The sequence below is a fragment of the Novosphingobium sp. PASSN1 genome, assembly GCF_002278815.1.
On record NZ_NKIS01000003.1, the window covers coordinates 26,816 to 51,792 of the forward strand.

The 24,977-nt window shown below is 64.8% G+C and carries 26 protein-coding genes and 2 tRNA genes; 15 read left to right on the top strand and 13 right to left on the bottom strand.

Going from position 1 to position 24,977, the window contains the following annotated elements:
- Window positions 1–53: 53 nt before the first annotated feature.
- Entirely contained in the window at window positions 54–1,031 is a 978-nt protein-coding gene (locus CFE35_RS05890; RefSeq protein WP_292928974.1) for a nitronate monooxygenase family protein, read from the top strand.
- Here CFE35_RS05890 and CFE35_RS05895 read toward each other — a convergent pair.
- The 4 genes from CFE35_RS05895 to CFE35_RS05910 all read right to left on the bottom strand — a co-directional run bounded on the left by CFE35_RS05895 (window position 1,028) and on the right by CFE35_RS05910 (window position 4,260).
- Complete coding sequence (locus CFE35_RS05895) at window positions 1,028–1,519, bottom strand: AHH domain-containing protein (protein ID WP_292928976.1); 492 nt, start codon at window positions 1,517–1,519, stop codon at window positions 1,028–1,030. The two genes, CFE35_RS05890 and CFE35_RS05895, sit on opposite strands and share 4 nt — an antisense overlap.
- Before the next feature lie 105 nt (window positions 1,520–1,624).
- The gene (locus CFE35_RS05900; protein WP_292928978.1) at window positions 1,625–2,362 is read right to left on the bottom strand and encodes a hypothetical protein; all 738 of its coding nucleotides are present in this window, start codon (window positions 2,360–2,362) and stop codon (window positions 1,625–1,627) included.
- 109 nt (window positions 2,363–2,471) lie between these two features.
- The gene (locus tag CFE35_RS05905; protein WP_292928980.1) at window positions 2,472–2,990 is read right to left on the bottom strand and encodes an NAD(P)H-dependent oxidoreductase; all 519 of its coding nucleotides are present in this window, start codon (window positions 2,988–2,990) and stop codon (window positions 2,472–2,474) included.
- Window positions 2,959–4,260: a hypothetical protein gene (locus tag CFE35_RS05910; RefSeq protein WP_292928982.1), complete on the bottom strand. Its 1,302-nt coding sequence runs from the start codon at window positions 4,258–4,260 to the stop codon at window positions 2,959–2,961. Before CFE35_RS05910 ends, CFE35_RS05905 begins: the two co-directional genes overlap by 32 nt.
- Before the next feature lie 203 nt (window positions 4,261–4,463).
- Here CFE35_RS05910 and recJ point away from each other — a divergent pair, with 203 nt between their 5' ends.
- From recJ to CFE35_RS05935, 5 genes are all read left to right on the top strand, one after another.
- A complete protein-coding gene (recJ, locus tag CFE35_RS05915) occupies window positions 4,464–6,239 on the top strand; it encodes a single-stranded-DNA-specific exonuclease RecJ (protein WP_292928984.1) in 1,776 nt (591 codons plus the stop codon).
- 102 nt (window positions 6,240–6,341) lie between these two features.
- A tRNA-Glu gene (locus CFE35_RS05920) sits at window positions 6,342–6,416 on the top strand.
- A 74-nt stretch (window positions 6,417–6,490) separates the two neighbouring features.
- A tRNA-Glu gene (locus tag CFE35_RS05925) sits at window positions 6,491–6,565 on the top strand.
- A gap of 11 nt (window positions 6,566–6,576) precedes the next feature.
- Window positions 6,577–6,702 carry a hypothetical protein gene (locus tag CFE35_RS05930; protein WP_292928986.1) on the top strand — a complete coding sequence of 42 codons (126 nt, stop codon included), beginning with the start codon at window positions 6,577–6,579 and terminating at the stop codon, window positions 6,700–6,702.
- Complete coding sequence (locus CFE35_RS05935; RefSeq protein WP_292928988.1) at window positions 6,702–6,926, top strand: hypothetical protein; 225 nt, start codon at window positions 6,702–6,704, stop codon at window positions 6,924–6,926. The genes CFE35_RS05930 and CFE35_RS05935 overlap by 1 nt, the downstream gene beginning before the upstream one ends.
- A 24-nt stretch (window positions 6,927–6,950) precedes the next feature.
- On the opposite strand, the gene CFE35_RS05940 is transcribed toward CFE35_RS05935, so the two are convergent.
- Entirely contained in the window at window positions 6,951–7,580 is a 630-nt protein-coding gene (locus CFE35_RS05940; RefSeq protein WP_292928990.1) for a DUF2490 domain-containing protein, read from the bottom strand.
- A gap of 179 nt (window positions 7,581–7,759) precedes the next feature.
- On the opposite strand from CFE35_RS05940, the gene CFE35_RS05945 reads away from it, so the two are divergent.
- The 8 genes from CFE35_RS05945 (at window position 7,760) to phoB (ending at window position 15,292) form a co-directional block, all read left to right on the top strand.
- Window positions 7,760–7,942, top strand: a complete 183-nt coding sequence (locus CFE35_RS05945) for a hypothetical protein (protein ID WP_292928992.1) — start codon at window positions 7,760–7,762, stop codon at window positions 7,940–7,942.
- A gap of 116 nt (window positions 7,943–8,058) precedes the next feature.
- Window positions 8,059–9,150 carry an ATP-binding protein gene (locus tag CFE35_RS05950; protein WP_292928994.1) on the top strand — a complete coding sequence of 364 codons (1,092 nt, stop codon included), beginning with the start codon at window positions 8,059–8,061 and terminating at the stop codon, window positions 9,148–9,150.
- Window positions 9,151–9,222: 72 nt separating this feature from the next.
- The gene (locus CFE35_RS05955) at window positions 9,223–10,269 is read left to right on the top strand and encodes a substrate-binding domain-containing protein (RefSeq protein ID WP_292928996.1); all 1,047 of its coding nucleotides are present in this window, start codon (window positions 9,223–9,225) and stop codon (window positions 10,267–10,269) included.
- Between the two features lie 16 nt (window positions 10,270–10,285).
- Window positions 10,286–11,668, top strand: coding sequence for a phosphate ABC transporter permease subunit PstC (gene pstC / locus CFE35_RS05960; RefSeq protein ID WP_292928998.1), 1,383 nt, complete (start codon window positions 10,286–10,288; stop codon window positions 11,666–11,668).
- Window positions 11,661–12,968, top strand: coding sequence for a phosphate ABC transporter permease PstA (gene pstA / locus CFE35_RS05965; RefSeq protein WP_292929000.1), 1,308 nt, complete (start codon window positions 11,661–11,663; stop codon window positions 12,966–12,968). The genes pstC and pstA overlap by 8 nt, the downstream gene beginning before the upstream one ends.
- A 1-nt stretch (window position 12,969) precedes the next feature.
- Window positions 12,970–13,800, top strand: coding sequence for a phosphate ABC transporter ATP-binding protein PstB (gene pstB / locus CFE35_RS05970; RefSeq protein WP_292929002.1), 831 nt, complete (start codon window positions 12,970–12,972; stop codon window positions 13,798–13,800).
- Between the two features lie 21 nt (window positions 13,801–13,821).
- Window positions 13,822–14,505: a phosphate signaling complex protein PhoU gene (gene phoU, locus CFE35_RS05975; RefSeq protein ID WP_292929004.1), complete on the top strand. Its 684-nt coding sequence runs from the start codon at window positions 13,822–13,824 to the stop codon at window positions 14,503–14,505.
- Window positions 14,506–14,602: 97 nt separating this feature from the next.
- Window positions 14,603–15,292, top strand: a complete 690-nt coding sequence (gene phoB, locus CFE35_RS05980; RefSeq protein WP_292929006.1) for a phosphate regulon transcriptional regulator PhoB — start codon at window positions 14,603–14,605, stop codon at window positions 15,290–15,292.
- Between the two features lie 17 nt (window positions 15,293–15,309).
- Here phoB and CFE35_RS05985 read toward each other — a convergent pair whose 3' ends face one another.
- Window positions 15,310–15,666, bottom strand: coding sequence for a hypothetical protein (locus CFE35_RS05985; RefSeq protein ID WP_292929008.1), 357 nt, complete (start codon window positions 15,664–15,666; stop codon window positions 15,310–15,312).
- Between CFE35_RS05985 and CFE35_RS05990 the strand changes: the two genes are divergently transcribed.
- Entirely contained in the window at window positions 15,665–16,357 is a 693-nt protein-coding gene (locus CFE35_RS05990) for a calcium-binding protein (RefSeq protein WP_292929010.1), read from the top strand. The two genes, CFE35_RS05985 and CFE35_RS05990, sit on opposite strands and share 2 nt — an antisense overlap.
- A 10-nt stretch (window positions 16,358–16,367) precedes the next feature.
- Here CFE35_RS05990 and CFE35_RS05995 read toward each other — a convergent pair whose 3' ends face one another.
- The 7 genes from CFE35_RS05995 to nuoL are packed head-to-tail and all read right to left on the bottom strand — an operon-like array spanning window position 16,368 to window position 24,974.
- Complete coding sequence (locus CFE35_RS05995; protein ID WP_292929012.1) at window positions 16,368–16,640, bottom strand: DUF1467 family protein; 273 nt, start codon at window positions 16,638–16,640, stop codon at window positions 16,368–16,370.
- 6 nt (window positions 16,641–16,646) lie between these two features.
- Window positions 16,647–18,299 carry a ribonuclease J gene (locus tag CFE35_RS06000; RefSeq protein WP_292929014.1) on the bottom strand — a complete coding sequence of 551 codons (1,653 nt, stop codon included), beginning with the start codon at window positions 18,297–18,299 and terminating at the stop codon, window positions 16,647–16,649.
- 43 nt (window positions 18,300–18,342) lie between these two features.
- Window positions 18,343–19,125, bottom strand: coding sequence for a type III pantothenate kinase (locus tag CFE35_RS06005; RefSeq protein WP_292929016.1), 783 nt, complete (start codon window positions 19,123–19,125; stop codon window positions 18,343–18,345).
- Between the two features lie 19 nt (window positions 19,126–19,144).
- Window positions 19,145–19,876, bottom strand: a complete 732-nt coding sequence (locus CFE35_RS06010) for a biotin--[acetyl-CoA-carboxylase] ligase (RefSeq protein ID WP_292929018.1) — start codon at window positions 19,874–19,876, stop codon at window positions 19,145–19,147.
- Window positions 19,877–19,891: 15 nt separating this feature from the next.
- The gene (gene nuoN / locus CFE35_RS06015) at window positions 19,892–21,355 is read right to left on the bottom strand and encodes an NADH-quinone oxidoreductase subunit NuoN (RefSeq protein WP_292929020.1); all 1,464 of its coding nucleotides are present in this window, start codon (window positions 21,353–21,355) and stop codon (window positions 19,892–19,894) included.
- Window positions 21,355–22,935, bottom strand: a complete 1,581-nt coding sequence (locus CFE35_RS06020) for an NADH-quinone oxidoreductase subunit M (protein WP_292929022.1) — start codon at window positions 22,933–22,935, stop codon at window positions 21,355–21,357. Before CFE35_RS06020 ends, nuoN begins: the two co-directional genes overlap by 1 nt.
- Complete coding sequence (gene nuoL, locus CFE35_RS06025; RefSeq protein ID WP_292929024.1) at window positions 22,932–24,974, bottom strand: NADH-quinone oxidoreductase subunit L; 2,043 nt, start codon at window positions 24,972–24,974, stop codon at window positions 22,932–22,934. Before nuoL ends, CFE35_RS06020 begins: the two co-directional genes overlap by 4 nt.
- Window positions 24,975–24,977: the final 3 nt, after the last annotated feature.

Genomic DNA, 24,977 nt, shown 5'->3' on the forward strand with positions numbered 1-24,977 from the left:
TTCTCCTGCTAATGCTTCGTTTAACCGCTCGCTTAAAAACGGAGCTTTCCCGGATGCCGCTTCCCCCGCTGTTCAAGAACCTGCGCCTGCCCGTCATCGGTTCGCCGCTGTTCATCATTTCCGGCCCCGAACTGGTTATCGCGCAGTGCAAGGCGGGCATCGTCGGCAGCTTCCCCTCGCTCAACGCGCGGCCGATCAGCCAGCTCGACGAATGGCTGCACGAAATCACAGAGACGCTGGCCGCGCACAACCGCGATCATCCCGATAGCCCGGCGGCGCCCTTCGCGGTCAACCAGATCGTCCACAAGACCAACAACCGCCTCGATGAGGACATGGCGCTCTGCGAAAAGTGGCAGGTGCCGATGCTGATCACGTCGCTCGGCGCGCGTGAGGACATCAATCAGGCTGCACACCGCTGGGGCGGGATCGTGCTGCATGACGTGATCAACGACCGCTTCGCCCGCAAGGCCATCGAAAAGGGCGCGGACGGCCTCATCCCGGTCGCCGCTGGTGCTGGCGGCCACGCCGGCGCGCTCTCGCCCTTCGCCTTGATGCAGGAAATCCGCCAGTGGTTCGATGGGCTGGTCGCGCTTTCGGGTGCCATCGCGCATGGCCGCTCGATCCTTGCCGCGCAGGCGCTGGGAGCGGACTTCGCTTATATCGGCTCGGCTTGGATCGCCACGGCTGAAGCCCGCGCGGCAGAAGGCTACAAGCAGGAAATCGTCGACAGCAAGGCTGGCGACATTGTCTATTCGAACCTCTTCACCGGCGTTCACGGCAATTACCTGCGCGGCTCCATCGTCAAGGCCGGGCTCGATCCGGACAACCTGCCGGTCAGCGATCCTTCGGCGATGAACTTCGGCTCGGGCGGCAACACCGAAGCCAAGGCGTGGAAGGATATCTGGGGCTCGGGCCAGGGCATCGGCGCGGTCGACAAGGTGGAAACCGTGGCCGAGCGCGTCGCCAAGCTGACGGCGCAGTACCGCGAGGCCGCTGCCGGGCTCAGCGCGGATTCGGCACCCTTCCTCTAAAGCTTGCTCTCCGTCGCCTCCCACAGCATCTCGGCCATCCGGTCGAGGTGACTGTAATCAAGCGACTGGTCCGGCTGCACCAGCGCCGGGTCATGGCGGTTGAGCACGATTTCCTCGCCCTTGGGCGGGGTCAGCAGGCGGCGGCGCAGCGCGCGCTGGAGCAAGTCGAGCCGCATCAGCGATTCCATGCTCGCCAGTTCCGGATCGTAGCGGCGCGTGCGGCTCCAGCCCATTTCGATCTGGCCGACCCGTTCGGTCACCATTTCGGAATAGGTGCCGTGCGGCCCCCGGTGCAGCGGCAGACCGATGCGCTCTGCCCCGCTTTCGGTGGCGGGCAGCAGCAGCCCGTTGCGGCGGAAATCATGGAAGCCCACCTGCTCGGTGCCGAGCATGGCGATCATCGGACTGAACGCGCGGCGGCCCAGCAGCGCGCGCGGCAGGAGATGATGGCGCTGCAGGCCGGGATGATAGCCGGGCCTGCCCGGCATATTGACCGAGCGGAAGGGGATATGTCCCCGGGCAGGATGCACGGCAGGAACCATGCCCCATGCTCGCCCACGCGCCTTAACGGGCTGCGTGGAAAGAACGTGAGCCTATCTGGTTACCACGTTAAGTCTGTTTTTGCCCTCGGGCTCCAGCCACACCGCGCCGACCCCGGCCAGTACCGCTTCCTGCGCGCGCTCCACCCGCCCGTTTGCAACGAGCCAGTCGGTCAGGCGCAGGGCCACGCGGCTGTCCTCGCGGTTCGGCGTGCCAGTGCGCGCATGGAGCAGGAATTCCTGCCCGATCAGGAACGCGAGGCCCTCGCTCGTGATGCCGGTATCGGTGCGCGCCAGCGCCGTGAGGGCCAGCGCCGGAAACGGCCCGCCCGCCAGCCAAGCGCCCACAGCCTCGACGAACCAGGCAGGCGACATGACCAGCCGTGCTGGCCGCCACACGATCGCCTTTACCCCGCCAAGTGCCACAAGAAAGCGCAGAATCGTGGCCGCAACGCGCAGCACCGGTAGCAGACTCTCCGCGCCAGCCAGATGCGGACCGACCATGAACCACGCAGCTTCCATCCCGGCGGGGGTAAAATCCGCAGGCAAGGCAACGCGGTGCACGGCTTCTGGAACCGGCAGCGCGGCGGCCGGAGCCAATCCGGAAAGGTCGAACGTCAAGCCGTCGCGCAGCAATTCGGCGGTGCCGGGGGCCGCTTTCGCGGCGTTGAGCAGAGTGAAGCTGTCAGCACCTGCGGCGAGGTCGGCCAAAGCCTCCGCAGCGGCCCGACCATCCCGGTCGAACAGCAGCGCGGCTAGAGGCTCACGCCCTGCGACACGCTCGATCACCACCAGCTACGCTCCCTCAGCAGTGACCTTGAAAGACACGATTGACCGTCGCAGGTCGAGTCCTGTGCGTCCAATCCGGCACGAAATCGGATCATCAATGTGGGCAAGCCCATCAGAATGCGCCCATCGCCAGCCCAGCCCCAAAGGACTGTCCCAAATCGTGGCAGTTTTGCAGCGCCGGGGCCGGCACGGTCTTGGCCGCAAGGATCTCCTCTGGGGTTTGCGCGCCCAGATTGACGATCAAACCCGGCGCGATTCGCCGCAGCCGCCAGCCGGTCGCGATCCGCTCGATCTGGCGTTCGGCGCCCGATCCATCCGATCCTGCAGAAATCGCCGTGGCAAAGGCCCGCCCCTCGATCTGCCCGAGCAGCGGATAATAGCAGCGATCGAAGAACTCCTTCATCGCCCCGCTCATCGTGCCAAGGTTCTCCGGGCAGACGAACAGATAACCTTGCGCCGCGAGCACATCGGCAGGAGCGGCGGCTGCCGCCGCAATGGACAGCGCCGCCCCCTCGCCCGCAGCACCGCGCAGCGCGGCGGCGGCCATCTGCTCTGCCGCCCCGGTGCGACTGTGCCAGACGATCAGCAGCATGAGCAGATCAGCAGCCGTCTCCGTTACCGCCGGAGCCATCGGCAGTCCCGCCGACCGCGCCGCCCAGTGCACCACCAAGCGCGCCGCCGAGCAGGCCGCCGAGGCCGCGCTTCTTGGGCTTGGGCTGGCACTGTTGGCTCCGGTCGCCCCGGTTCCGGCCATTGCCGGCGCTGTCATCACCCATCCCCGGCATGCCGAGCAGGAACCCGGTCATCGAACGGTGGCGGATATTGGCGGTCCATTCCGGCTTCCACGGCGTTTTCGGATTGGCCGGGCGCGGTGGATAGACGAAGCTCTCCTCCGGCCCATAGGCATAGAGCGAGACCATCTGGAACTGCGGCGCCGCCGCCTTGACTTCCGCCGGCACCATGCAGGTCGTCGTTGCCGGTGCCAGCACGGTCTTGTTCGTCACCAGCCTCGCCACGGTCCCAGGCGAAAGCCAGTCGGAAAGGCCGCCGCCGAACTCGCGGGTGTTGCTCGATGCCCACCACACCATGTCGTTCATCTCGCCGTCCTTGCTCATGTTTCCGCCAATGAGCGAGGCGTGATACCCGGTCGCGTCGGGCAGCGGGTTCCACCGCAGCAACGTGGCTCCGCTGGGCTGCGCATACGTCGAAGTCTTGAGGCCGCCCATGAAATCATGCGTCAGGGTGAAGTTCATCTCGGGCGAGTAGTTCCCCGCCACCTTGTGCGCGCCAAGCAGCGAACTGTCGGTCTTGACCGGCTGCCCTTCGTTGTTCGGCCACGAGCCATAGGTTTTGCTGCTGGAAAGAGAAACCCGGCGTTCCATCGGCACGCTGCTCGACCACAGGCCCGGGGGCATCTGCCCGGCGGCGATCTTGGCAAAGTCGATGATCACCGGCTGCCCGGCAGGGGCATGTTCACCGCAGCCCCAGAAGATCAGGATGCGCCCCTTGGGCCGCTTGAAATCGCGCTTCTCGGGCGGTTCACCCACGGTGCGGGTTTCCCCGACAGGGGTCTTGAGCGGCACCGAAAGCCCCATCCTGGCTCCTGCGGGCAGGAAGTGATCTGCCTTGGGCGGCGCGCCCGCCGGTGCGCGGCTTGATCCCAGCGCCAACCATAGTTCGTGCTGCGGCGTATTCCGGCCGCCGCCGCCGAACGCCATGCTCATGGCCGACCCCATGCCCCCGCCCTTCATGCCCGCCATGCCGCCCAGCAGGCCCGACGTGGTTCCGGCAAGCATTTCATAGCGCGCAATCGGCGCAGCAGTCTGCGCAATCGACAACCCGGCCGCTACGACAGCAGCGCTGCCGGCCAAGGCGATCAGACGCACGGTGTAGATGCTCATGAGCTCAAACCTCTCTGTAAGGCCGAGAATCGACCTTGTTGGTATTGGCGCGACCGGTTCTTGCTTGTTTCCGATGCGACCATATCGGGGGGCACCATGTCAACCAAACTGCGGCTTCGTGATGACAGAGCGCACAGCAGCCGCAATGGCGCACACAGAGTGGAGCCCTTCCCCGCGCGGCGCAGATCGTCTAGCCCCGCGCCATGATCCCCGTGACCGCTATCACCCGTTCGCTATCCGGTCTCGCCTGGCACTGGCGCGGCGGCAACATGGACTTGTCCGGCGGGGGCGCAGGCCAGCTCGATACGCTCGTCGATCAGCTGCTCATGGCGCGCGGGGTCGAACGCCATGATCTCGAACGGCACCGCCGCCCGACCTTGCGCGATTTCCTGCCCGATCCTGCGATCTTCAACGATATGGAGAGCGCCGCGCAGCGGCTGGCAGACGCGATCACCAAGGGCGAGGCGATTGCGGTCTATGGCGACTATGACGTCGATGGCGCGACCAGCGCGGCCCTGCTGATCCGCTTCCTGGCCAGCCTTGGCGTGGCGGCGCGGCCTTATATCCCGGACCGCCTGCTCGAAGGCTATGGCCCTTCGGCGGAAGGCCTCGTCAAACTGGCCCGCGAAGGCGCGCAGCTCATCGTCACGGTCGATTGCGGGGCCATGGCCTATGAAGCGCTGGCCGCCGCCCGCGCCGAAGGGGTCGATGTGATCGTGGTAGATCACCACAAGTGCAATCCCGAGCTTCCGGTGTGCACTGCGCTCGTCAATCCCAACCGGCTGGATGAAACCGACGAAGCGGCCAGCCACGGCCACATGGCGGCGGTTGGCGTTGCCTTCCTGCTCGCGGTCGCGTGCTTGCGCGTGCTGCGGGCGCGTGGCTTCGTCAATGCATCTGCCGCGCCCGATCTCATGGGGCTGCTCGATCTCGTCGCGCTCGGCACGGTCGCGGATGTCGCGCAGATCCGGGGCGTGAACCGCGCCTTTGTCGCGCAGGGGCTGAAGATCATGGCGCGGCGCGCCAATGTGGGGCTGGCCGCGCTGATCGACGCCAGCCGCCTCACCCGCGCACCTACGTGCAGCGATCTGGGCTTTGCGCTGGGCCCGCGCATCAATGCCGCGGGCCGAATCGGCGATTCGGGGCTTGGCGTGCGCTTGCTCACCACCAGCGATGCCGATGAGGCGCGCGCCATCGCCGCCCAGCTTTCCGAACTGAACGACGAACGCCGCGCCATCGAACAGGCGGTGCAGGAAGCCGCCGAGCAGCAAGTCGATGCACAGCACAACCGCAGCGTCGTCGTCGTCCACGGGCGCGGCTGGCATCCGGGCGTGATCGGCATCGTGGCCGGCCGGATCAAGGAAAAGACCGGGCGGCCGACCCTCGTCATCGCCGAGGACGGCGACGCGCAAGGCAATGGCAAGGGCTCGGGCCGCTCGATTCCCGGTGTTGACCTTGGCGCGGCGATCATTGCCGCGCGCGCAGCGGGCCTGCTCATCGCGGGCGGCGGCCATGCCATGGCCTGCGGACTGACCATTGCGCCGGACGGCGCGGAACGGCTTGCGGAATGGCTCGACGAGCGCCTCGCCCGCGATGTCGGCCTGGCCCGGCAGAGCCAGTCGCTCCTGCTCGATCTCAGCCTCGCACCCGGCGGGCTCACGCCCGATCTGGTCGAACGGCTGGAGGCGGCAGGCCCCTTCGGCATGGGCTGGCCAGGGCCGCGCGTGGCCGTTGGGCCGGTGCGCCTGATCAAATGCGATATTGTCGGCGCCAATCACGTGCGCATGATCGCAGGCGGACCGGATGGCCGCTCGTTCAAGGCCATGGCATTTCGCGCGGCGGAAACCGAAATGGGTCAGGCTCTGCTGCATGGCTCGCGCGGGCGCGCGCTATGGCTCGCGGGGCGCGCGAAGATCGACGATTGGGGCAGCCGCCCGGCCGCCGAACTCCATGTCGAGGATGCAGCCTTCGTGGACTGATCCTGCCCCTTTGGCCATACCTGCAACGCTTCTCAGTGAGGGGGTTGACCAATCCGGCAGTCCGCCCTAGAGGCGCGGTCCTGCCACGCGGCCTCAGCCAGTGGCCCCTTCGTCTAGCGGTTAGGACGCGGCCCTTTCACGGCTGAAACACGGGTTCGATTCCCGTAGGGGTCACCACTCTGCAAGCCGGGCCTAAAGGCCGGGCAGGTTATGAAGAACCGGGGCGGGACCGCCAAGCCGGTTCACGGCAAGGCCCCTTCGTCTAGCGGTCAGGACGCGGCCCTCTCACGGCTGAAACACGGGTTCGATTCCCGTAGGGGTCACCAGCCGGATGGTAATGCGGCAGACCATCAAGATCTGGGCCATCAAGATCTGGGCCATCAAGATCTGGGCCATCAAGATGCAGGCGCATCAACGGTATGGCCGCAAAATCCCCATGATCCGCAATCACAGGCAGTCCTGATGGATCTCGATTCGCTGAGCTATTTCGCAGCATTCGCGGGCAGCGGCGGATTCGCCGCGCTCATCGCGCTGCTTGCCGCCCTGCGCGATCGCAGCCAGCGCCGCCGCCGCGATCTTGATCGAATCAGCGTGGTGCCATGGGGCCTGATCTCGGCCCTGTTCTCGATGCTCGCGATCATGCTCATCGCCACCGCCGCGAAAATCTGGTTCGCCCCGGGAAGCTGAAGATCGCTCGCCCAGCGCGCGTTTTCAGAAATTCGCAGTCAGCGCGACGGTCAGCACATGGTCGTGGTTGTCCGGGCCGCCGCGCACGAAGCCGTGCTGCATCAGATAGCCGGCTTCGATGCTCAGCTTTTTGCTCAGCGGCGCTGAGAGGACCATGGAATTGCGCATCCGCTCTTCGCCGCCAACGCGCTGAAACGCCGAAGTGTTGAGATCGATGAAGCTTTCATGGCTCACCACCAGGTTCAACTTGCCCTTCACCGGCACCGCGGCCTTTACATAAGGCCGCAGCCGCCACGCAGGGCCGCCCTGCCCTTCGCGCCAGCGCTCTTCCAGCCGCAGGCGGCCGGAGAACTTGACCGACCCGAGCTGCAGGAAGTTGTCGACATTCACCTGCTGGCGAAAGCGGTGCTCCATGCGCGTGAAGTCGCCGTGGTCGTACTGCGGATTGTGGGTATAGCCCAGCCAGAGTGTAACCTGCTTGTTCGGCTTGTAGCCGACCATGAGGTTATCCTCGACTTCATAGAGCCCGCCGCGGTTGTCGCTGAAGCGCAGCACAGTTTCGTTGCTCGCCCGGAAGCCGCCGCCCAGATCGACATTGACCGTAGCCGCGGCCCAGCCTTGGGCATCATCGCGCGCAGCGGCGGCGGCAGGCATGGCCAGAGCCGCTGCGCCAGCAAGGATCGGAACAACCAGCCTGGTGGCTGCGGAACGGGCAAGGGAATTTGGCAACACTCTGACCTTTCGGAAACGTGCTGGCCGAATATGAAGGATTGATGACAGTTATGTTACAGATTGTGTCTTCATGATGGTTTTTTGACGGTATGTTTGCAATCGTGACAACCTGCAGTCTGGCCGACAGTCTGGCCTGCACGCCTCTGGCCGATTTGCGCATCCCCATGGTGAACGCGGCGCGCAAGCGCGGCTTGCGGCCACCCCGCCGCCTCGCCTATTGGGCGATCACCGGAAAATTTCCGGTAACGGACACCGTGGGCGCCCAGCTTGTCACGGGTCGGTAACACCGGTGGTATCAAGCAGCCCGATGGAGTCGCCAAAACTACCCTGGTCCAGCATGGCCGTGGCCCTTGGCACAGTCATTGCCATGGTGTTTTTGGGCGTCAGCCCGCCGCTCAGCGTGGCTGTCCTGATTCTCTGGTTCGGCACATTGTGGCTGTCGCAGCCCGAACCGATGATCGAAATGCGCACGGCCGATGAAGGTTCGGTGTCCAGGCAGGCGATGGTCGAACTGGTCGAGCCCTTCAGCGTCCCGGTGCTGATGCTCGATGGCCAGCGGATTGCCGCAGCCAATGCCGCCGCGCGCGAGGCGCTGGGGCCGCACATCGTCGGGCAGGATGCCCGGGTTGCGCTGCGCCACCCCGAAGCGATCACATTGCTCGATCAACCGCAGGGCAGCGCCATGGTGCGCGGCCTGACCGGTGCGCGCAGCATCTGGCAAGTGCGCCGGGTCAGCATCGACCAGCGTTTCTCGCTGATCGAACTGGTCAACCGCACCGCCGAGGCGGATATCAGCCGTTCGCACACCGATTTCGTCGCCAATGCCAGCCACGAGCTGCGCACACCGCTCGCCTCGATCATTGGCTATGTGGAAACTCTGGCAGATCCGGATGCGAAGGTTGATCCGGCCACGGCGGCCCGCTTCCATACGACCGTCCTGCGCGAATCACGCCGCCTGCAAAGCCTTGTCGAGGATCTCATGTCGCTTTCGCGGATCGAGGCCGAAAAGCATGATCCCCCGCGCGAGACGATCGACATCGGCCAACTCGCCGCCACCATCGGCTCCGAAGTTGCCTCCAATGTCGGCGAAGAGCGGATCGAGGTCGAGGTGACCGACGCCCGCGTGACGGGCGATCGCCAGCAACTCGATCAACTGGTTCGCAACCTCATCGACAATGCCTTGAAATATGGCGATCCGGCCCAGCCGGTGCGAGTCAAAGTGGTGGGCGAAGGCGGGGAGGCCGTGCTGAGCGTGATCGACCGGGGCGAAGGCATTCACCCCGATCACATCCCCTATCTCACGCGCCGCTTCTACCGCACCGACCCGGGCCGCAGCCGCGCGGCGGGCGGAACGGGGCTTGGTCTTGCCATTGTAAAACACATCGTTGAAAGACACCGCGGCAATCTCGACATTTCCAGTGAGCTGGGCAAGGGAACCTCGGTGATCGTGCGCCTCGCGCTCGCTCCCACAGCGCCGATGGCCCTGCCGTGAAGTGCTGTCATAAAACCGTCACTAAACTGTCGCATTGCCCCGCCCGACATGAGGTCTAAGGGAAAATCTACGATGAAAGCTAATCGTCTCATTGCCGGATCAGTGCTGGTCCTTGCCACGCTTGGCCTCGCCGCTTGCGGTGGGTCGCAGGGCACAAGCCGCGATCAGGTCCGCGCCGTCGGCTCATCCACGGTTTACCCGTTTGCCAAGGCTGTGGCAGAATCGCTCGCCCGCGCCGACGCTTCGGTCAAGGCGCCGATTATCGAATCGACCGGCACGGGCGCTGGCATGAAGCTGTTCTGCGCCGGTGTCGGCCCGCAGCACCCTGATATCGAAGACGCCTCGCGCCGCATGAAGAAGTCGGAATTCGACGATTGCGTGAAGAACGGCGTCAAGGAAATCGTCGAGGTCCAGGTCGGGCTTGACGGCGTCGCCTTCGCCGAAGGCACGGGCGGCCCGGGCATCGCGCTCACGCCTGCGGACGTGTACAAGGCGCTGGCCAAGAATCCTTTCGGCAAGCCGAACACCGCCAAGACCTGGAAGGACGTCAACCCCGCCCTCCCCGCCGAAGCGATCCTCGTCTACGGCCCGCCTTCCACTTCGGGCACGCGCGATGCGCTCAAGGAACTGATCCTCACCAAGGGCTGCGAGAGCGATCCTGCGATGAAGGCGCTCAAGGACAGCGACAAGAAGCAGCATGACGCCATCTGCGGCGACGTGCGCGAGGACGGTGCCTATGTCGATGCTGGCGAAAACGACAACCTGATCGTCCAGAAGATCGAGGCCAATCCCAAGGCCATTGGCGTCTTCGGCTTTTCCTATCTCGAAGAGAACCGCGACAAGCTGAAGGGGCTGACCATGGGCGGGATCAACCCGACCTACGAATCGATCAGCGATTTCACCTATCCCGGTGCCCGCCCGCTCTACATCTATGTGAAGAAGGCGCACCTCAAGGCGATCCCGGGGCTTCAGGCCTACGTGAACGAATGGGCCAAGCTTTGGAGCAAGGGCGGTGTTCTGGCCAAGGCCGGCATGGTCGTAGCGCCCGATGACGTGCTGGCGGCGAGCGCCAAGGCAGCGAGCGAACTGCCGGTGCTCGACGGCTCGCAGCTCAAGTAAGGGCCGGTAAGGGACCATGTCGCCAGCCATTCTGCTGCTTCTGGCCTTCGGGCTGGGCCTCGTCGGATGGCTGGCAGGGCGTTCGCGCGCGTGGGCGTTCCGCCGCGCGGCGCCGGGCGGGCGGATCCACTCGCTGCCCCAGTTCCACGCCTGGTACGTCGGGCTGTGGGTGGCGGTTCCTGCGATCCTGTTCGCGTTGCTGTGGGAAGCGATCAGCCCCGCCCTTGTCCTCCAGCACGTGCTGGCCGATCCCGCCGCCGCCACCCTCCCCACTTTCGGCTTCGAGCGCGAGGCGATCATGGGCGAAGCGCGCGCGGTGGCGATGGGCGCTGCGCCTGCGGTGTTCAACAGCGAAGCGGAAGGTCTCGTCGAGCCGTTCCGCATCGCGATCACCCGCTACAACACCCTCGGTCTTGTCGTCACACTGCTGATTGCATTTGCCGGCGGCGCGTTCTCGTTCCTGCGCCTGCGCCCGGATTTCACCGCGCGGACCCGCGTCGAACGCGCGGTGATGGGCTTGCTGCTGCTTGCCTCGCTTGTCGCGATCCTCACCACTGTAGGAATCGTCGCCAGCCTGGTGTTCGAAACGGTGCGCTTCTTTGGCATGGTTTCGCCTGCGGATTTCCTGCTGGGCACGCACTGGGCGCCCGATCCGATGAGCAGCGGCACGCCCGATGGCAGCGTCTTCGGAGCGATCCCGCTATTCTGGGGCACGATCTATATCGGCGCGATCATCGCGATGGCCGTGGCGATCCCGCTCGGCCTGATGAGCGCGATCTACCTGACCCAGTATGCTGAGCCCCGCGTGCGCAGCATCGTCAAGCCGCTCCTCGAAATCCTCGCAGGTGTACCCACCGTGGTCTACGGCTACTTCGCTGCGCTGACTGTCGCGCCCGCTGTGCGCGATGCCGCGCAGGCGATCGGCATCGCCAATGCCTCGACCGAAAGCGCGATGGCGGCGGGGCTTGTCATAGGCGTGATGATCATTCCCTTCGTCTCATCCATGGCTGACGACAGCATTGCCGCCGTTCCGCAGGCGATGCGCGATGGCAGCCTTGCGATGGGCGCCACCCGCGCTGAAACGATCCGCAAAGTGCTCGTGCCTGCCGCGCTGCCCGGCATTGTTGCAGGGATCATGCTCGCGGTCAGCCGCGCCATCGGCGAAACGATGATCGTAGTGATGGCAGCGGGCGCGGCCGCCAATCTCAGCGCCAATCCGTTTGAATCGATGACCACGGTCACCTTCCAGATCGTGGCGATGCTGACCGGCGAAGGCAGCTTCGATCACCCCGCCACGCTGTCCGCCTTTGCGCTCGGCATGGTGCTGTTCCTTGTCACGCTCACACTCAATTTCATCGCCCTGCGCGTGGTGAAGCGTTACCGCGAAGCATATGAGTGAGGCCGGCGCGATGACACAGACCTTTGATCCCGCCACGCAGAGTGCAGCCGCTCAGGACGCCCTTCGCGCAGCCCGGCAGGCCCGCATGCAGGCAGGGCTGGCCCGGCGCTACCGGGCAGACCGGTGGTTCCGCGTTGCCGGGCTTGGCGCAGTCAGCTTCTCGGTGCTGGTGCTCGTGTTTCTGCTGCTGTCGATGGCGTCCAGCGGCTGGGCAGGCTTTCACCGCAGCGAACTGCACATGGCTGTGCCGATCCGGGGGCACCTCGAACTCGATCCTGCGCGCCTTGCGCAGCCTGATCCGCTTGGCGGGCTGGAAGCAGCCGGGCTGCCCGCGCTTGTCAGCGCAGCCGCGGTCAAGACCTTTGGTCCAGGCGGAGACGCGCTGATTGCCGAAGGCGCCTGGCGTGAAGTCGGCAAGACACTGGCCACCAATCCCGCGCTGATGCTCAGCCCTGAGATCGCCGTCTCGCTTCCTGCAAGCAATGATCTGGCCAATGCCACCCGCGGCGGCGGCGATCCGGCGATGCAGAAGACCGCCGATGATCTTGGCCGCAAGGGCCAGCTGGTCCGCGCCTTCGACAGCGGCTTTCTCGTCCGCGCCGATGCCACCAACCCGCAGAGCGTGGGCATCTGGGGCGCGCTCAAGGGCTCGATGATGACCATGTTCATCACGCTGGTCCTGGCTTTCCCGGTCGGCGTGCTCTCGGCACTTTACCTTGAGGAATACGCCGCCCGGAACCGCTGGACGGACGTGATCGAGATTTCGATCAACAACCTTGCGGCGGTGCCCTCGATCATCTTCGGCCTGCTCGGGCTCGCGGTGTTTCTGGCAGCGTTTCCCAACTACCGCTCCGCCCCGCTGATCGGCGGCATGACGCTCGCCCTCATGACCATGCCGGTGATCGTCATCTCAGGCCGCAACGCCATCAAGGCCGTGCCGCCCTCGATCCGCGATGCCGCGCTGGCGATGGGTGCCAGCCCGGTGCAGGTCGTGTTCCATCACGTCCTCCCGCTTGCCCTGCCCGGCATCCTTACCGGCACGATCATTGGCATGGCGCGTGCGCTGGGCGAAACCGCGCCGCTGCTGATGATCGGCATGCGCGCGTTCGTCGCCAGCCCGCCCAGCGATTTCACCTCGCCCGCGACAGTGCTGCCGGTGCAGATCTTCCTGTGGTCGGACGAGATCGATCGCGGCTTCGTCGAACGCACCAGCGCCGCGATCGTGGTGCTCCTGATCTTCCTGCTCCTGATGAACGGCATTGCGATCTACTTGCGCAACCGCTTCGAAAAACGGTGGTAACATGACGGCTGACAATTCTGCCCCCGAAGTGGTGGTTCAGGCGCCCGCGCCGCCCGTGTTTCCCGAACCGGTTGCGCCGTCAAAGATCAGCGCAAAAGGCGTTTCGGTGTTCTATGGCCCGAAGTGCGCGATCGACGATGTCTCGATCGAGATCCCCCAGAACTACGTGACCGCGTTCATCGGCCCCTCGGGCTGCGGCAAATCGACGTTCCTGCGCAGCCTCAACCGCATGAACGACACGATCCCCAGCGCGCGCGTGGAAGGCGAGATCCTGCTCGATGGGGCTGACATCTACCGCTCCGGCATGGACGTGGTGCAATTGCGCGCGCGCGTGGGCATGGTGTTCCAGAAGCCGAACCCCTTCCCCAAGTCGATCTACGAAAACATCGCCTATGGCCCGCGTATCCACGGAATCACCGCCAGCAAGGGCGAGCTTGACGGCATCGTCGAGCAATCGCTCCAGCGCGCGGGCCTGTGGGACGAAGTGAAGGACCGGCTGGGTGACAGCGGGACCGCGCTTTCGGGCGGCCAGCAGCAGCGCCTGTGCATCGCGCGGGCCATTGCGGTCGATCCCGAAGTGATCCTGATGGACGAACCATGCTCCGCGCTTGACCCCATCGCTACGGCGCGTATCGAAGAGCTGATCGACGATCTGCGCGGACGCTATGCCATCGTGATCGTCACCCACTCGATGCAGCAAGCCGCCCGCGTCTCGCAGCGCACGGCATTTTTCCATCTCGGCAAGATCGTCGAATACGGTACAACCTCGGATATCTTCACCAACCCACGTGAGGAAAAGACCAAGGACTACATCACCGGCCGCTACGGTTGAGCGCACGGGTAAGGAAGCAGAATGGCTGAACACACCGTCAAGGCATTCGACGAGGACATCACCCGCCTGCGCGGCCTTGTTGCCGAAATGGGCGGGCTGGCTGAACTTTCCGTGGCCGAAGCGATGGACGCGCTGGTGAATGCCAACCAGGACCTCGCCGCAGGCGTGATCGCGCGTGACAAGCGAATTGACCAGCTGGAAGGCGAAGTCGATCGCCTTGCCGTGCGCGTGCTAGCCCTGCGTGCGCCGATGGCGGATGATCTGCGCGAAGTGATCGCCGCGCTCAAGATCGCAGGCGTGATCGAGCGGATCGGCGATTACGCCAAGAACATCGCCAAGCGCGTCGGCCATATCGAGGGCCGCAAGCGGTTCGAGCCGCTCACGCTGCTGCCGGTGATGAACGAGCTGGCCGGTGACATGGTCCACGACGTGCTGACAGCCTATGCCGCGCGCGATCCTGTCGCTGCGGCCGAGATCGTCAAGCGCGATGCCAAGGTTGATGCCTTCTACGACAGCGTGTTCCGCAATTTTGTCTCCTACATGGTGGAAAACCCGGCCACGATCAGCTCGGTAGCGCAGCTCATGTTCGTCGCGCGCAATATCGAGCGGATCGGTGACCATGCCACGAACATCGCCGAGATGGTCCACTACGCCGCAACCGGCACGTATCTGCCCGAACGCGACGAGGTCACACCGCCAGCCTGAAAGGGCGGGAGCGGCGTCACGACGGCGTAACAATTGTCGTGTTAGCGCAATGTGACTGTCATGTCCGGCGGTCGCCACGTCGCATCAGGGGTTATCGATGTCCGCGCCGAAACTGCTCTTGGTTGAGGATGATACCGCACTCGCCGAACTGGTCGAGTACCGGTTTCGCGGCGAAGGCTATGATGTGCGCACCACCGATGATGGTGACGAAGCACTGCTGCTCGCCGCCGAAGATACGCCCGATCTCGTCCTGCTCGATTGGATGATCGGCGGCACCAGCGGGATCGAGGTTTGCCGCCGCCTGCGCCGCAGCAAGGCCACCGCGCATGTCCCCATCATCATCCTCACCGCGCGCAGCGACGAGGATGACCGCGTGCGCGGGCTGGAAACCGGCGCGGACGATTATGTCACCAAGCCGTTCTCCCCGCGCGAGCTGATTGCCCGCGTCGGCGCGGTGCTGCGCCGCGTGCGCCCGGCGCTTGCTGGCGAGACGATCACGGTCGGCGATCTCGCGCTCGATCCCACCGCCCACCGCGTGACGCGGCGCGGCCAGGCGATCAAGATCGGTCCCACCGAATTTCGCCTGCTGCGCCATTTCATGGAGCACCCGGGCCGCGTGTTCTCGCGCGGGCAGTTGCTTGATGCCGTGTGGGGCAGCGGCAGCGATATCGAACTGCGCACGGTGGACGTCCACATCCGCCGCCTGCGCCAGGCCATTGCCATCCCCGGCGCCGCCGATCCGGTGCGCACCGTGCGCTCGGCGGGGTATGCACTGGAAGGCGTTTGAACCGCATCGGTTGCAAATCAGGCAAATATTCTTGCCTCAGGTGCAAATGAAAATATGTTTTCGCCCTGTCGCTGCGTTGTTGCAGCCTGAAGAGGCGAGGCTTCCATGGCAGATGCACGCTCGTTCCGCCCTACCGGAACTTTCTGGATCAACATGTTTTCGACGCAGACAATCGAGAACATCTTGTTCGGACAAACATCTGCCCCCAGTTTCAGTTCAGACGGTCGCACACTGACCTTTACATCTGCAACCGAGACTCTGGCGCTCCGTTCACAAAGCGGCCTTGATCTCAATACCGACACGGGCACGATACTCGAAATCAACAGACCTTCTGATTTCATCAAGGGGCTTACCATTCCGTTTCCCGCATTCATGGAAGCGGTCCGAAACGGCGATCCTGCAGGCCTCAATGGTTTGGTCTGGGGCGGCAATGATACGATAAACGGCGGCGCCAGCAACGACACGATCTCAGGCTTTGCGGGCAACGATTTCCTTTACGGGGCTGACGGCGCCGACAGGCTGTTCGGAGAAGCCGGGGCGGACACCCTATTCGGAGACAACGGCAAGGATGTGCTCTGGGGCGGAGCGGGCGCGGACGTGCTCAACGGCGGCGCAGATGATGACAGGCTGCTCGGCGGGATAGGCAACGACCGGATCATCGGCGGTGCCGGGCTGGATACGCTCTATGGCGGCGCGGGCGCAGACACCTTCATCTTCAAGGGCACCGGCGATTTCGTGTTCAATCCAACAGCCGCTGGATCTCCGTGGGACTCGGTTATGGATTTCAATCAGGCTCAGGGTGACAGGATCAACCTCAGCGCGATGGATGCCAACTTCACGGTTTCCGGAAATCAGGCGTTCACGTTCATTGGCGCTGCGGCCTTCACCGCAAATACGCCCGGCACGGTGCGCGTCTCGGCTCTTGCCAACGCGCCGCACTCGTATCTCGTTGAAATCAACTCCGACGCGGACGATCAGGCAGAAGCTACTCTGCTCGTCGTCTCCCTTACCACTCCGGGCCATCCGGAAGGGCCGGCCCCGGTCGCTGCGGACTTTGTTCTCTGAAGGGGAGCGCTTAGATACCTAGCAAGGGCGCGATATCGAGGTCCTGGATCGTGATCCAGCGGTTCACGTAGTTCGCGTAATAAAGCCAGAACAACACCGCCGAGAGCACCGAAGCGCGCAGCAGGATGCGGCGCGGATTGAAATTCGCCGGTGCGCTCGGCGCCTGCCCCGGCACTTTGGCCACGCCCAGCTCGTCTGAGGTGCGCACGCCGAAAGGCAGCACCAGAAACGCGGAAAGCACCCAGAACAGCGCCCAGATCGCGAGGATCGATGTCCACTTCATGGCGCGTCAGCCCTCCCGCAGCATGACCTGGACGACCGGCTTCTTGCCCGACCAGCGCTGCGCTGCGCGCCGCACGGTCAGCCGCACGACCTCGGCAATCGCCGCCCGATCACGCGCCTTCTCGCCCTTCAGCGTCCCCAGCGCCTTGGAGACATCGCCTTGCGCTTCGGCCACGAATTCGTCCATGTCCTCTTCCAGCGGCAGGCCGACCGCGGCAATCTCGATGGCAGACTTGAGCTTGCCCACTGCCGAGACCGCGAGCGCAGCCACGACCACGCCGCTTTCCGCCAGCTTGCGCCGCTGCCCCATCGTACCGCCATCAGCAGGCGCGATGATATCGCCATCGAGCACAAGGCGGCCGTTGCGCACCGAGGTGATCTTGTGCGGGCCATCGGGGGCCAGCCGCACCACATCGCCGTTCTTCTGGACGATCGTGCGCTTGATGCCTTCCGCTTTGCCCAGCCGCGCCTGTTCGGCCATGTGGCGCATCTCGCCGTGCACGGGCACGAGGATTTCGGGCTTGATCCAGCTGTAGAGCGCGGCCAGTTCCGGCCGTCCCGGATGGCCCGAAACGTGGATCATGCCCTGCCGGTCGGTTAGGATTTCCACGCCCTTTTCCGCCAGAATGTTCTGGATGCGGCCGATGGCGATCTCGTTGCCGGGGATCTGGCGGCTGGAAAACAGCACGGCATCGCCCCTTTCGAGCTTGATCGGGTGCGTATCGCCCGCAATCCGCGCCAGCGCGGCGCGCGCCTCGCCCTGCCCACCGGTTGCCATCACCAGCACTTCCCCGCGCGGCAGGTCCATCGCCTCGTCCATGCTCACCGTTTCCGGGAAGTTTTTCAGATACCCGCTGGCCTTGGCCACGCCGATGATACGGTCAAGCGAGCGCCCGGCGACACACAGCCGGCGGCCGGTTGCCTCGGCCACCTCGCCCAAAGTCTGCAGCCGTGCCACGTTGGAGGCGAACGTGGTGACGACCACGCGCTTGCCCTTCAGGCCGCTGACCATCTCCATCAGCCCATCACGCACGCCGCCTTCGGAGCCAGACGCCTTGGGATTGAACACGTTGGTCGAATCGCAAACCAGCGCCAGCACGCCCTCGTTGCCGATTACGGTGAGCTCTTGCGCAGTTGCGGGCACGCCGATCAGCGGCTCGTCATCCAGCTTCCAATCGCCCGTGTGGAACACGCGGCCATGCGGGGTGTCGATCACCAGCGCATTGCCTTCGGCGATCGAGTGCGCCAGCGGAACATAGCGGAGATCGAACGGCCCGATGCTCAGCGAGCTGTCGTTGGGGACGACGTTGAGCTTCACCTGCTTGGCGATGCCCGCCTCGTTCAGCTTTTCCTGCACGAGCCGCGCGGTGAACGGCGTGGCATAGAGCGGCACGCCGAGATCGAGCGCGAAATAGGGCACCGCGCCGATATGATCCTCATGTGCGTGGGTCAGCACAATGCCGAGCAGATCGTCCAGCCGCTCCTCGATGAACGAGAGATCGGCGAACACGAGGTCCACCCCCGGATAATGCGGATCGGCAAAAGTCATGCCGAGATCGACCATCAGCCACTTGCCGTTGCAGCCATAGAGGTTGACGTTCATGCCGATCTCGCCCGAACCGCCGAGCGCGAGAAACAGCAATTCCTTGCCGGGTTTCACCAGAATTCCAATTCGCTTGGGGGCTGCTGCGCCCCGGTAAAAATCATTGTGCGGCGACGCGTTCCGCAAGGATGGCGAGGCCATCGAGCGTGAGATCGGCATCGACGTGGTCGAAGATATCGGTGTGATCGCCAAACAGCACCGCCAGACCACCCGTCGCGATGACTTTCGCAGGGCGGCCGATTTCGGCGCGCAGGCGGGCGATCAGGCCCTCCATCAGCGCTACATAACCCCAGAACACGCCGATGTGCATCTGGTCTTCGGTGTTACGCCCGATCACGCTGCGGGTGCGCGTGGGCGGCTCGATGGCAATGCGCGGCAGTTTGGCCGCCGCATTGACCAGCGCATCAAGCGACAGGTTGATGCCCGGCGCGATGATCCCACCCTTGTAGGCCCCCATGTAGTCGATCACGTCGAAGGTCGTCGCCGTGCCGAAATCGACCACGATCAAATCGCCCGGATAGCGCGCATGGGCAGCAATCGCGTTGACCGCGCGGTCCGCACCAAGCGAGCGCGGCTGGTCGACATCGGCGGCAAAGCCCCACTCGACCGGCGGCTCTCCCGCGATCAGCGCCTCGCGCCCGAAATACTTCTGCGAGAGCACCTGGAGGTTGTGCAGCGCACGGGGCACCACAGTCGCAATCAGGATCTGCGTCACCGCTTTGGGATCGAAACCCTGCAGCTGCATGAGCTGGAGCAGCCACACCGCATATTCGTCCGCCGTGCGGCGCGGATCGGTCGCGACGCGCCAGCGCGACTTGATCTCGCGCCCATCAAACAGCGCAAACACGACGTTGGTGTTGCCGACGTCAACCGCCAGAAGCATCGTACTCTCCTCCGCTCGATCAGCTTGCGCCGACAAGCTCGACATCTCCGGCGTGGATGGCACGGACCGCGCCATCCGCCAAGCGCAGAAGGACGGCACCGCCCGGCTCGAGCCCGGCGAAGGCGCCGATCACGTGCCCTTCTTCGGTGAGGTTGACCCCCAGCAAGGTGCCTTTGGGAAGCGCCCGCGCCAGCCATTCCTCGCGCAAGGCCGGCCAACCGCCCGCGTGCCAGGCGGTCAGGTCTTCCGCCCATGCGGCCGCAAGTGCAGAAGCGAAGGCATCGCGCGCTACCTCATGCCCCAAGGCGGCAAGGGACGCAGTCTTGCGGCCCGGCACGTCAGGCGCCTGCGCCAGATTGACCCCGATGCCGACAACCACCGCGTCGCGCTGCCGCTCCAGCAGAATGCCGCCAAGCTTGGCCTCGCCCACCAGCAGATCATTGGGCCATTTGAGCGCAAGTCCGGAAAGCTGGGGCGCCACGCTCATCAGAGCCCGGTGCACGCTCACGCCCGCAACAAGCGCCAGCGTCTGCGGCAGCGCATCGTTGCCATGGAGCGCCACGGCGGTCGAGCCCATGAAGTTGCCGAAGCCGCCGGTCCAGACCCGGCCAGACCGTCCGCGCCCCGCGGTCTGCCGGTCGGCCACCAGCCAGTGCCCCTCGTGCGGCGTGTCGCCCTCGGCCAACCGCGCCAGCAGCGCGGAATTGGTCGAAGCAAGCTCGCCGATGACCTTGATCAGCGGATCAGGCACCGCCTGCTCGGCGCGTCAGGCGATGTGGAACAGGGCGGCAGCGGCATGGCCGGCCAGCACGCCCAGCGGCTTGGTCACGAGATAGCCCAGCGGGGAGATGGCGACGACCGAGACGAACAGCAGCACGCGCTGCGCCAGATCGCTCTGGCCGCGCACCACATCGGCGGCTTCGTCGAAGTACATCACCTTGACAACCTTGATGTAGTAGAACGCGCCGATCACCGAAGCCGCGATGCCGATGGCCGCAAGCGAAAGCAGATTTGCCTGCACCGCAGCCTGAAACACCACGAACTTGCCCCAGAAGCCGAACAGCGGCGGAATGCCCGCAAGGCTGAACATGACCATTGCCAGTGCCAGCGCCAGCATCGGCCGGGTCTTGGACAGGCCCGCCATCGCCGCGATGGATTCCACCGGTGCGCCCTGCTCATCACGCAGCATCAGCACCGCGACAAAGCCCGCAACCGACATCGCGACATAGATCGCAAGGTACACCAGCATCGCCGCCGCGCCCGCCTGGTTGGTGCAGGCAAGGCCGATCAGCATGAAGCCGACGTTGTTGATCGAGGAATAGGCCAGCAGGCGCTTGATGTTGTCCTGCCCGATGGCACCCAGCGCACCGATGACGATCGAGAGCAGCGCCACGAAGATCACGATCTGCTGCCATGCACCCGGCTGCGCACCGAAGGCGAACAGGCTCACGCGCATGAGCAGAGCGAGCGCGGCCACCTTGGGCGCGATGGCGAAGAAGGTCGTCACCGGGGTGGGCGCGCCTTCATAGACGTCGGGCGTCCACATGTGGAACGGCGCGGCGCTGACCTTGAAGGCAAGGCCCGCCAGCACGAACACCACACCGAACGTAGCGCCCATCGAAAGCGGCCCAGCGAGCGCGGCATGAATGCCCGCAAAGCTCGTGCTGCCAGTGAAGCCGTAGGTCAGGCTGATGCCATAGAGCAGGATGCCTGAGGCGAGCGAGCCCAACACGAAATACTTGAGGCCCGCTTCGGCCGAACGCTCGTCGCTGCGCAGGAACGCGGCCATGACGTAAGCGGCAAGGCTGTTGAGTTCGAGGCCGATGTAGAGCGCCAGCATGTCCGTGGCCGAGACCATCATGCCCATGCCCATCGCGGCAAACAGCACGAGCAGCGGGAACTCCGCGCGCATCGCATTGGTGCGCTCGAAGAAGGTCGGGGCCACGATCAGCGTGACGGCAGCGCCGACATAGATCAGCAGCTTGCCGAACGCAGCGAAGGCATCGCCGCTGAACTGGCCATTCCAGGCACTGACTTGTGCGCCCATGGCGGCATTGCACAGCGCCGGTGCGGTCAGCACGGCGCAGACGGTGAGGACCGCAACCGCCGCAATCGAGATGACGCGGCTCGCCTTGTCACCGCCCCATGCGGCGGCGAGCAGGAGGATCAGGCCGGAAATGCTGAGGACTTCCTCGGTTCCGGTGATCGCCAGTGAACGGAGCAGTTCCATCAGCGTGCTCCCCCATGCTGGGCTTGTGTCCCAGATGCTGGCCCGTGTTCCATTGCAGCCCCATGTTCGTGTTCTGACGCGGCAGGCGGGATCGCGCCCAGCCGCAGATCGGCATCGCCCTTGGGCCGCGCCTGCGCCAGCCGCGCTTCAAGCCCGGCGATATCCTTGCGCATCGGCGCGAGGAAGGTTTCGGGATAGACACCCATCCACAGCACGGCGGCGGCCAGCGGCACCATCATCGCCCATTCGCGCGCATCGAGATCGGGCATAGCAGCCGCGTCCGCGTTCTTCTGCACGCCGAACACCACCCGGCGATAGAGGTAGAGCATGTAGGCCGCACCGAGGATGATGCCCGTGGTGCAGACCAGCGCTACCCAGCTCGACTGCGCATAGATGCCCATCAGCGAGAGGAACTCGCCGACGAAACCGCTGGTGCCCGGCAGGCCGACCGAAGCCATCGTGAACAGCATGAAGAATAGCGCATAGGCCGGCATGTTGATCGCAAGGCCGCCGTAACGGTCGATTTCGCGAGTGTGCAGGCGGTCGTAGATCACGCCGACGGCAAGGAACAGCGCGCCCGAGACGATACCGTGGCTCAGCATCACGATCATTGAGCCTTCGAGGCCCTGCCGGTTGAAGGCAAACAGACCCACCGTGACGATCGCCATGTGCGCGACCGAGGAATAGGCGATCAGCTTCTTCATGTCGTGCTGCACCAGCGCGATCAGCGAGGTGATGACGACTGCCGCCATCGACAGCCCGTAGATCAGCGGCGCGAACTGCGCAGAAGCCTCGGGGAACATCGGCAGCGAGAAGCGGATGAAACCATAGCCGCCCATTTTGAGCAGCACGCCCGCGAGGATCACCGAGCCTGCGGTCGGTGCTTGCACGTGCGCGTCCGGCAGCCAGGTGTGGGTCGGCCACATCGGCATCTTCACCGCGAAGCTCGCGAAGAACGCCAGCCACAGCCAGGTCTGCGCCTGCGCGGGGAAATTGTAGGACATCAGCGTCGGGATGTCGGTCGTGCCCGCCTCGTTCGCCATCCACATCATCGCGATCAGCATCAGCACCGAGCCGAGCAGCGTGTAGAGGAAGAACTTGTAGCTGGCGTAAATGCGGTCCGCCCCGCCCCAGATGCCGATGATGAGATACATCGGGATCAGGCCAGCTTCGAACATGATGTAGAACAGGAACAGATCCTGCGCGGAGAAGACGCCGATCATCAGCGTCTCCATCACGAGGAAGTTGGCGTAATACTCACCCGCGCGCTTCTCGATCGTCTTCCAGCTCGCGCCGATGCAGATCGGCATGAGGAACACGGTCAGCGCGATCAGCAGCAGCGCGATGCCGTCGATGCCCAGCTTCCATTCGAATCCGGCGAAGAGCGAGGCATGTTCCTGGAACTGCCACTGCGCGCCGCCGATTTCATACTGCGACCATAGCACGGCACCGAGCACGAGATCGACCAGCGTTGCCGCCAGCGCGATCATGCGGGCCGCATCGCGCCCGACCATGAGGCAGGCGACCGCACCGACCAGCGGCACGAGAAGCATGAGGCTCAGGATAGGAAAGCCGCTCATTTCGAAATCACCCAGCTGACCGCGCCGACAAGGCCGACGAGCATGACCAGCGCATAGCTGTTGAGATAACCGGACTGCAGCCGCACCGCGATCCGGCTGCTGCGGGCAACGACCGCCGCCACACCATTCGGGCCGAACCGGTCGATGATGCCGATATCACCCTGCTTCCAGAACAGACGGCCGAGCACCATCGCGGGCTTCACGAACACCGCGTCGTAAAGCTCGTCGAAGTACCACTTGTTGAGCAGGAACCGGTGGAGCGCGCCGAAGGTGCCGACGAACGCCGCAGGCAGACCCGGTTTTGCGATATACGCGATGTACGCGACCACGAGGCCGGTCAGCATCACACCAAACGGTGCCCACTTCACCCACTCCGGCACTTCGTGCATCGCGTGGATAAGGTGTTCGCTGAACGCGAGGCTGCCCTTCCAGAACTCCCCGCCGCCTTCGCTGATGAAGGCGTGGTGGAACACGAAGCCTGCCAGCACCGCACCAACCGACAGCAGCGCCAATGGCAGCAGCATCGAAAGCGGGCTTTCGTGCGGGTGATAGCCCGCCGTGCCATCGTGGGAGGCGCGAGCGTGCGCGTGGTGATCGTCGTGGCCGTGGCCATGGTCATCGTGGCCATGCGCATCATGCACCGCGTGCTGGATATGCTCCGAAAGCTCCCAGCGCGGCTTGCCCCAGAAGGTCAGGAACATCAGGCGCCACGAGTAGAAGCTCGTCAGCAGCGCCGCGAAGATGCCCACGAAGAACGCGCCCTGCGAAAGGCCGGTGCCCTTGGCGAAGGCCGCTTCAAGGATCGCGTCCTTCGAATAGAAACCCGCGAAGCCCGCCACGTCGACAATGCCGACACCGGTGATCGCCAGCGTGCCCATCATCATCGCCCAGAAGGTGAGCGGGATGTGCTTCCGAAGGCCGCCGTAATAGCGCATGTCCTGCTCGTGGTGCATCGCATGGATGACCGAGCCCGCGCCGAGGAACAGCAGCGCCTTGAAGAAGGCGTGGGTGAACAGGTGGAACATCGCCGCGCCATACGCGCCGACACCAGCGGCAAAGAACATGTAACCGAGCTGCGAGCAGGTCGAGTACGCGATCACACGCTTGATGTCGGTCTGCGTGGTGCCGACCGTCGCGGCAAAGAAGCACGTCGCCGCGCCCACCGCCGTCACGAAGCTCAGCGCCACAGGGCTCGTCTCGAACATCGGCGAGAGACGGCAGACCATGAACACGCCCGCGGTCACCATGGTCGCGGCGTGGATCAGCGCCGAAACCGGGGTCGGGCCTTCCATCGCGTCCGGGAGCCAGGTGTGCAGGCCAAGCTGCGCCGACTTGCCCATCGCGCCGATGAACAGGAGGATGCACAGCACCGTCATCGTATCGAGCCGGTAGCCGAGGAACCCGATGGTGCTCCCCGCCATGCCCGGCGCGGCGGCCAAGATCGCAGGGATCGAGACGGTGCCGAACACGAGGAACGTGCCGAAGATGCCCATCATGAAGCCAAGGTCACCCACGCGGTTGACCACGAAGGCCTTCATCGCGGCGGCGTTTGCGCTCGGCTTGCGGAACCAGAACCCAATCAGGAGGTACGAAGCGAGGCCCACCCCTTCCCAGCCGAAGAACATCTGGACGAGGTTGTCCGCCGTCACCAGCATCAGCATCGCGAAAGTGAACAGCGAAAGGTAGGCGAAGAACCGCGGCTGGTCCGGGTCCTCGTCCATGTAGCCCCATGAGTACAGGTGGACGAGCGCCGAGACGCTGGTGATAACCACAAGCATGATCGCGGTCAGCGTATCGACGCGCAGCGCCCACGCGAAGTCTAGATCGCCCGAACGCACCCATTGCAGCACCGGGACGACCGACGCTTCGGCGCTGCCGGAAAGGAACGAAAGGAAGATCGGCCACGACAGCGCGCAGGATGCAAATAGCGCACCCGTTGTCACGATCTTGGCCGGCACCTTGCCGATCAGCCGGGCACCCAGCCCTGCGACCAGCGCTGCCAGCAGCGGCAGAAATACGATCAACTGGATCGGATGCACGTG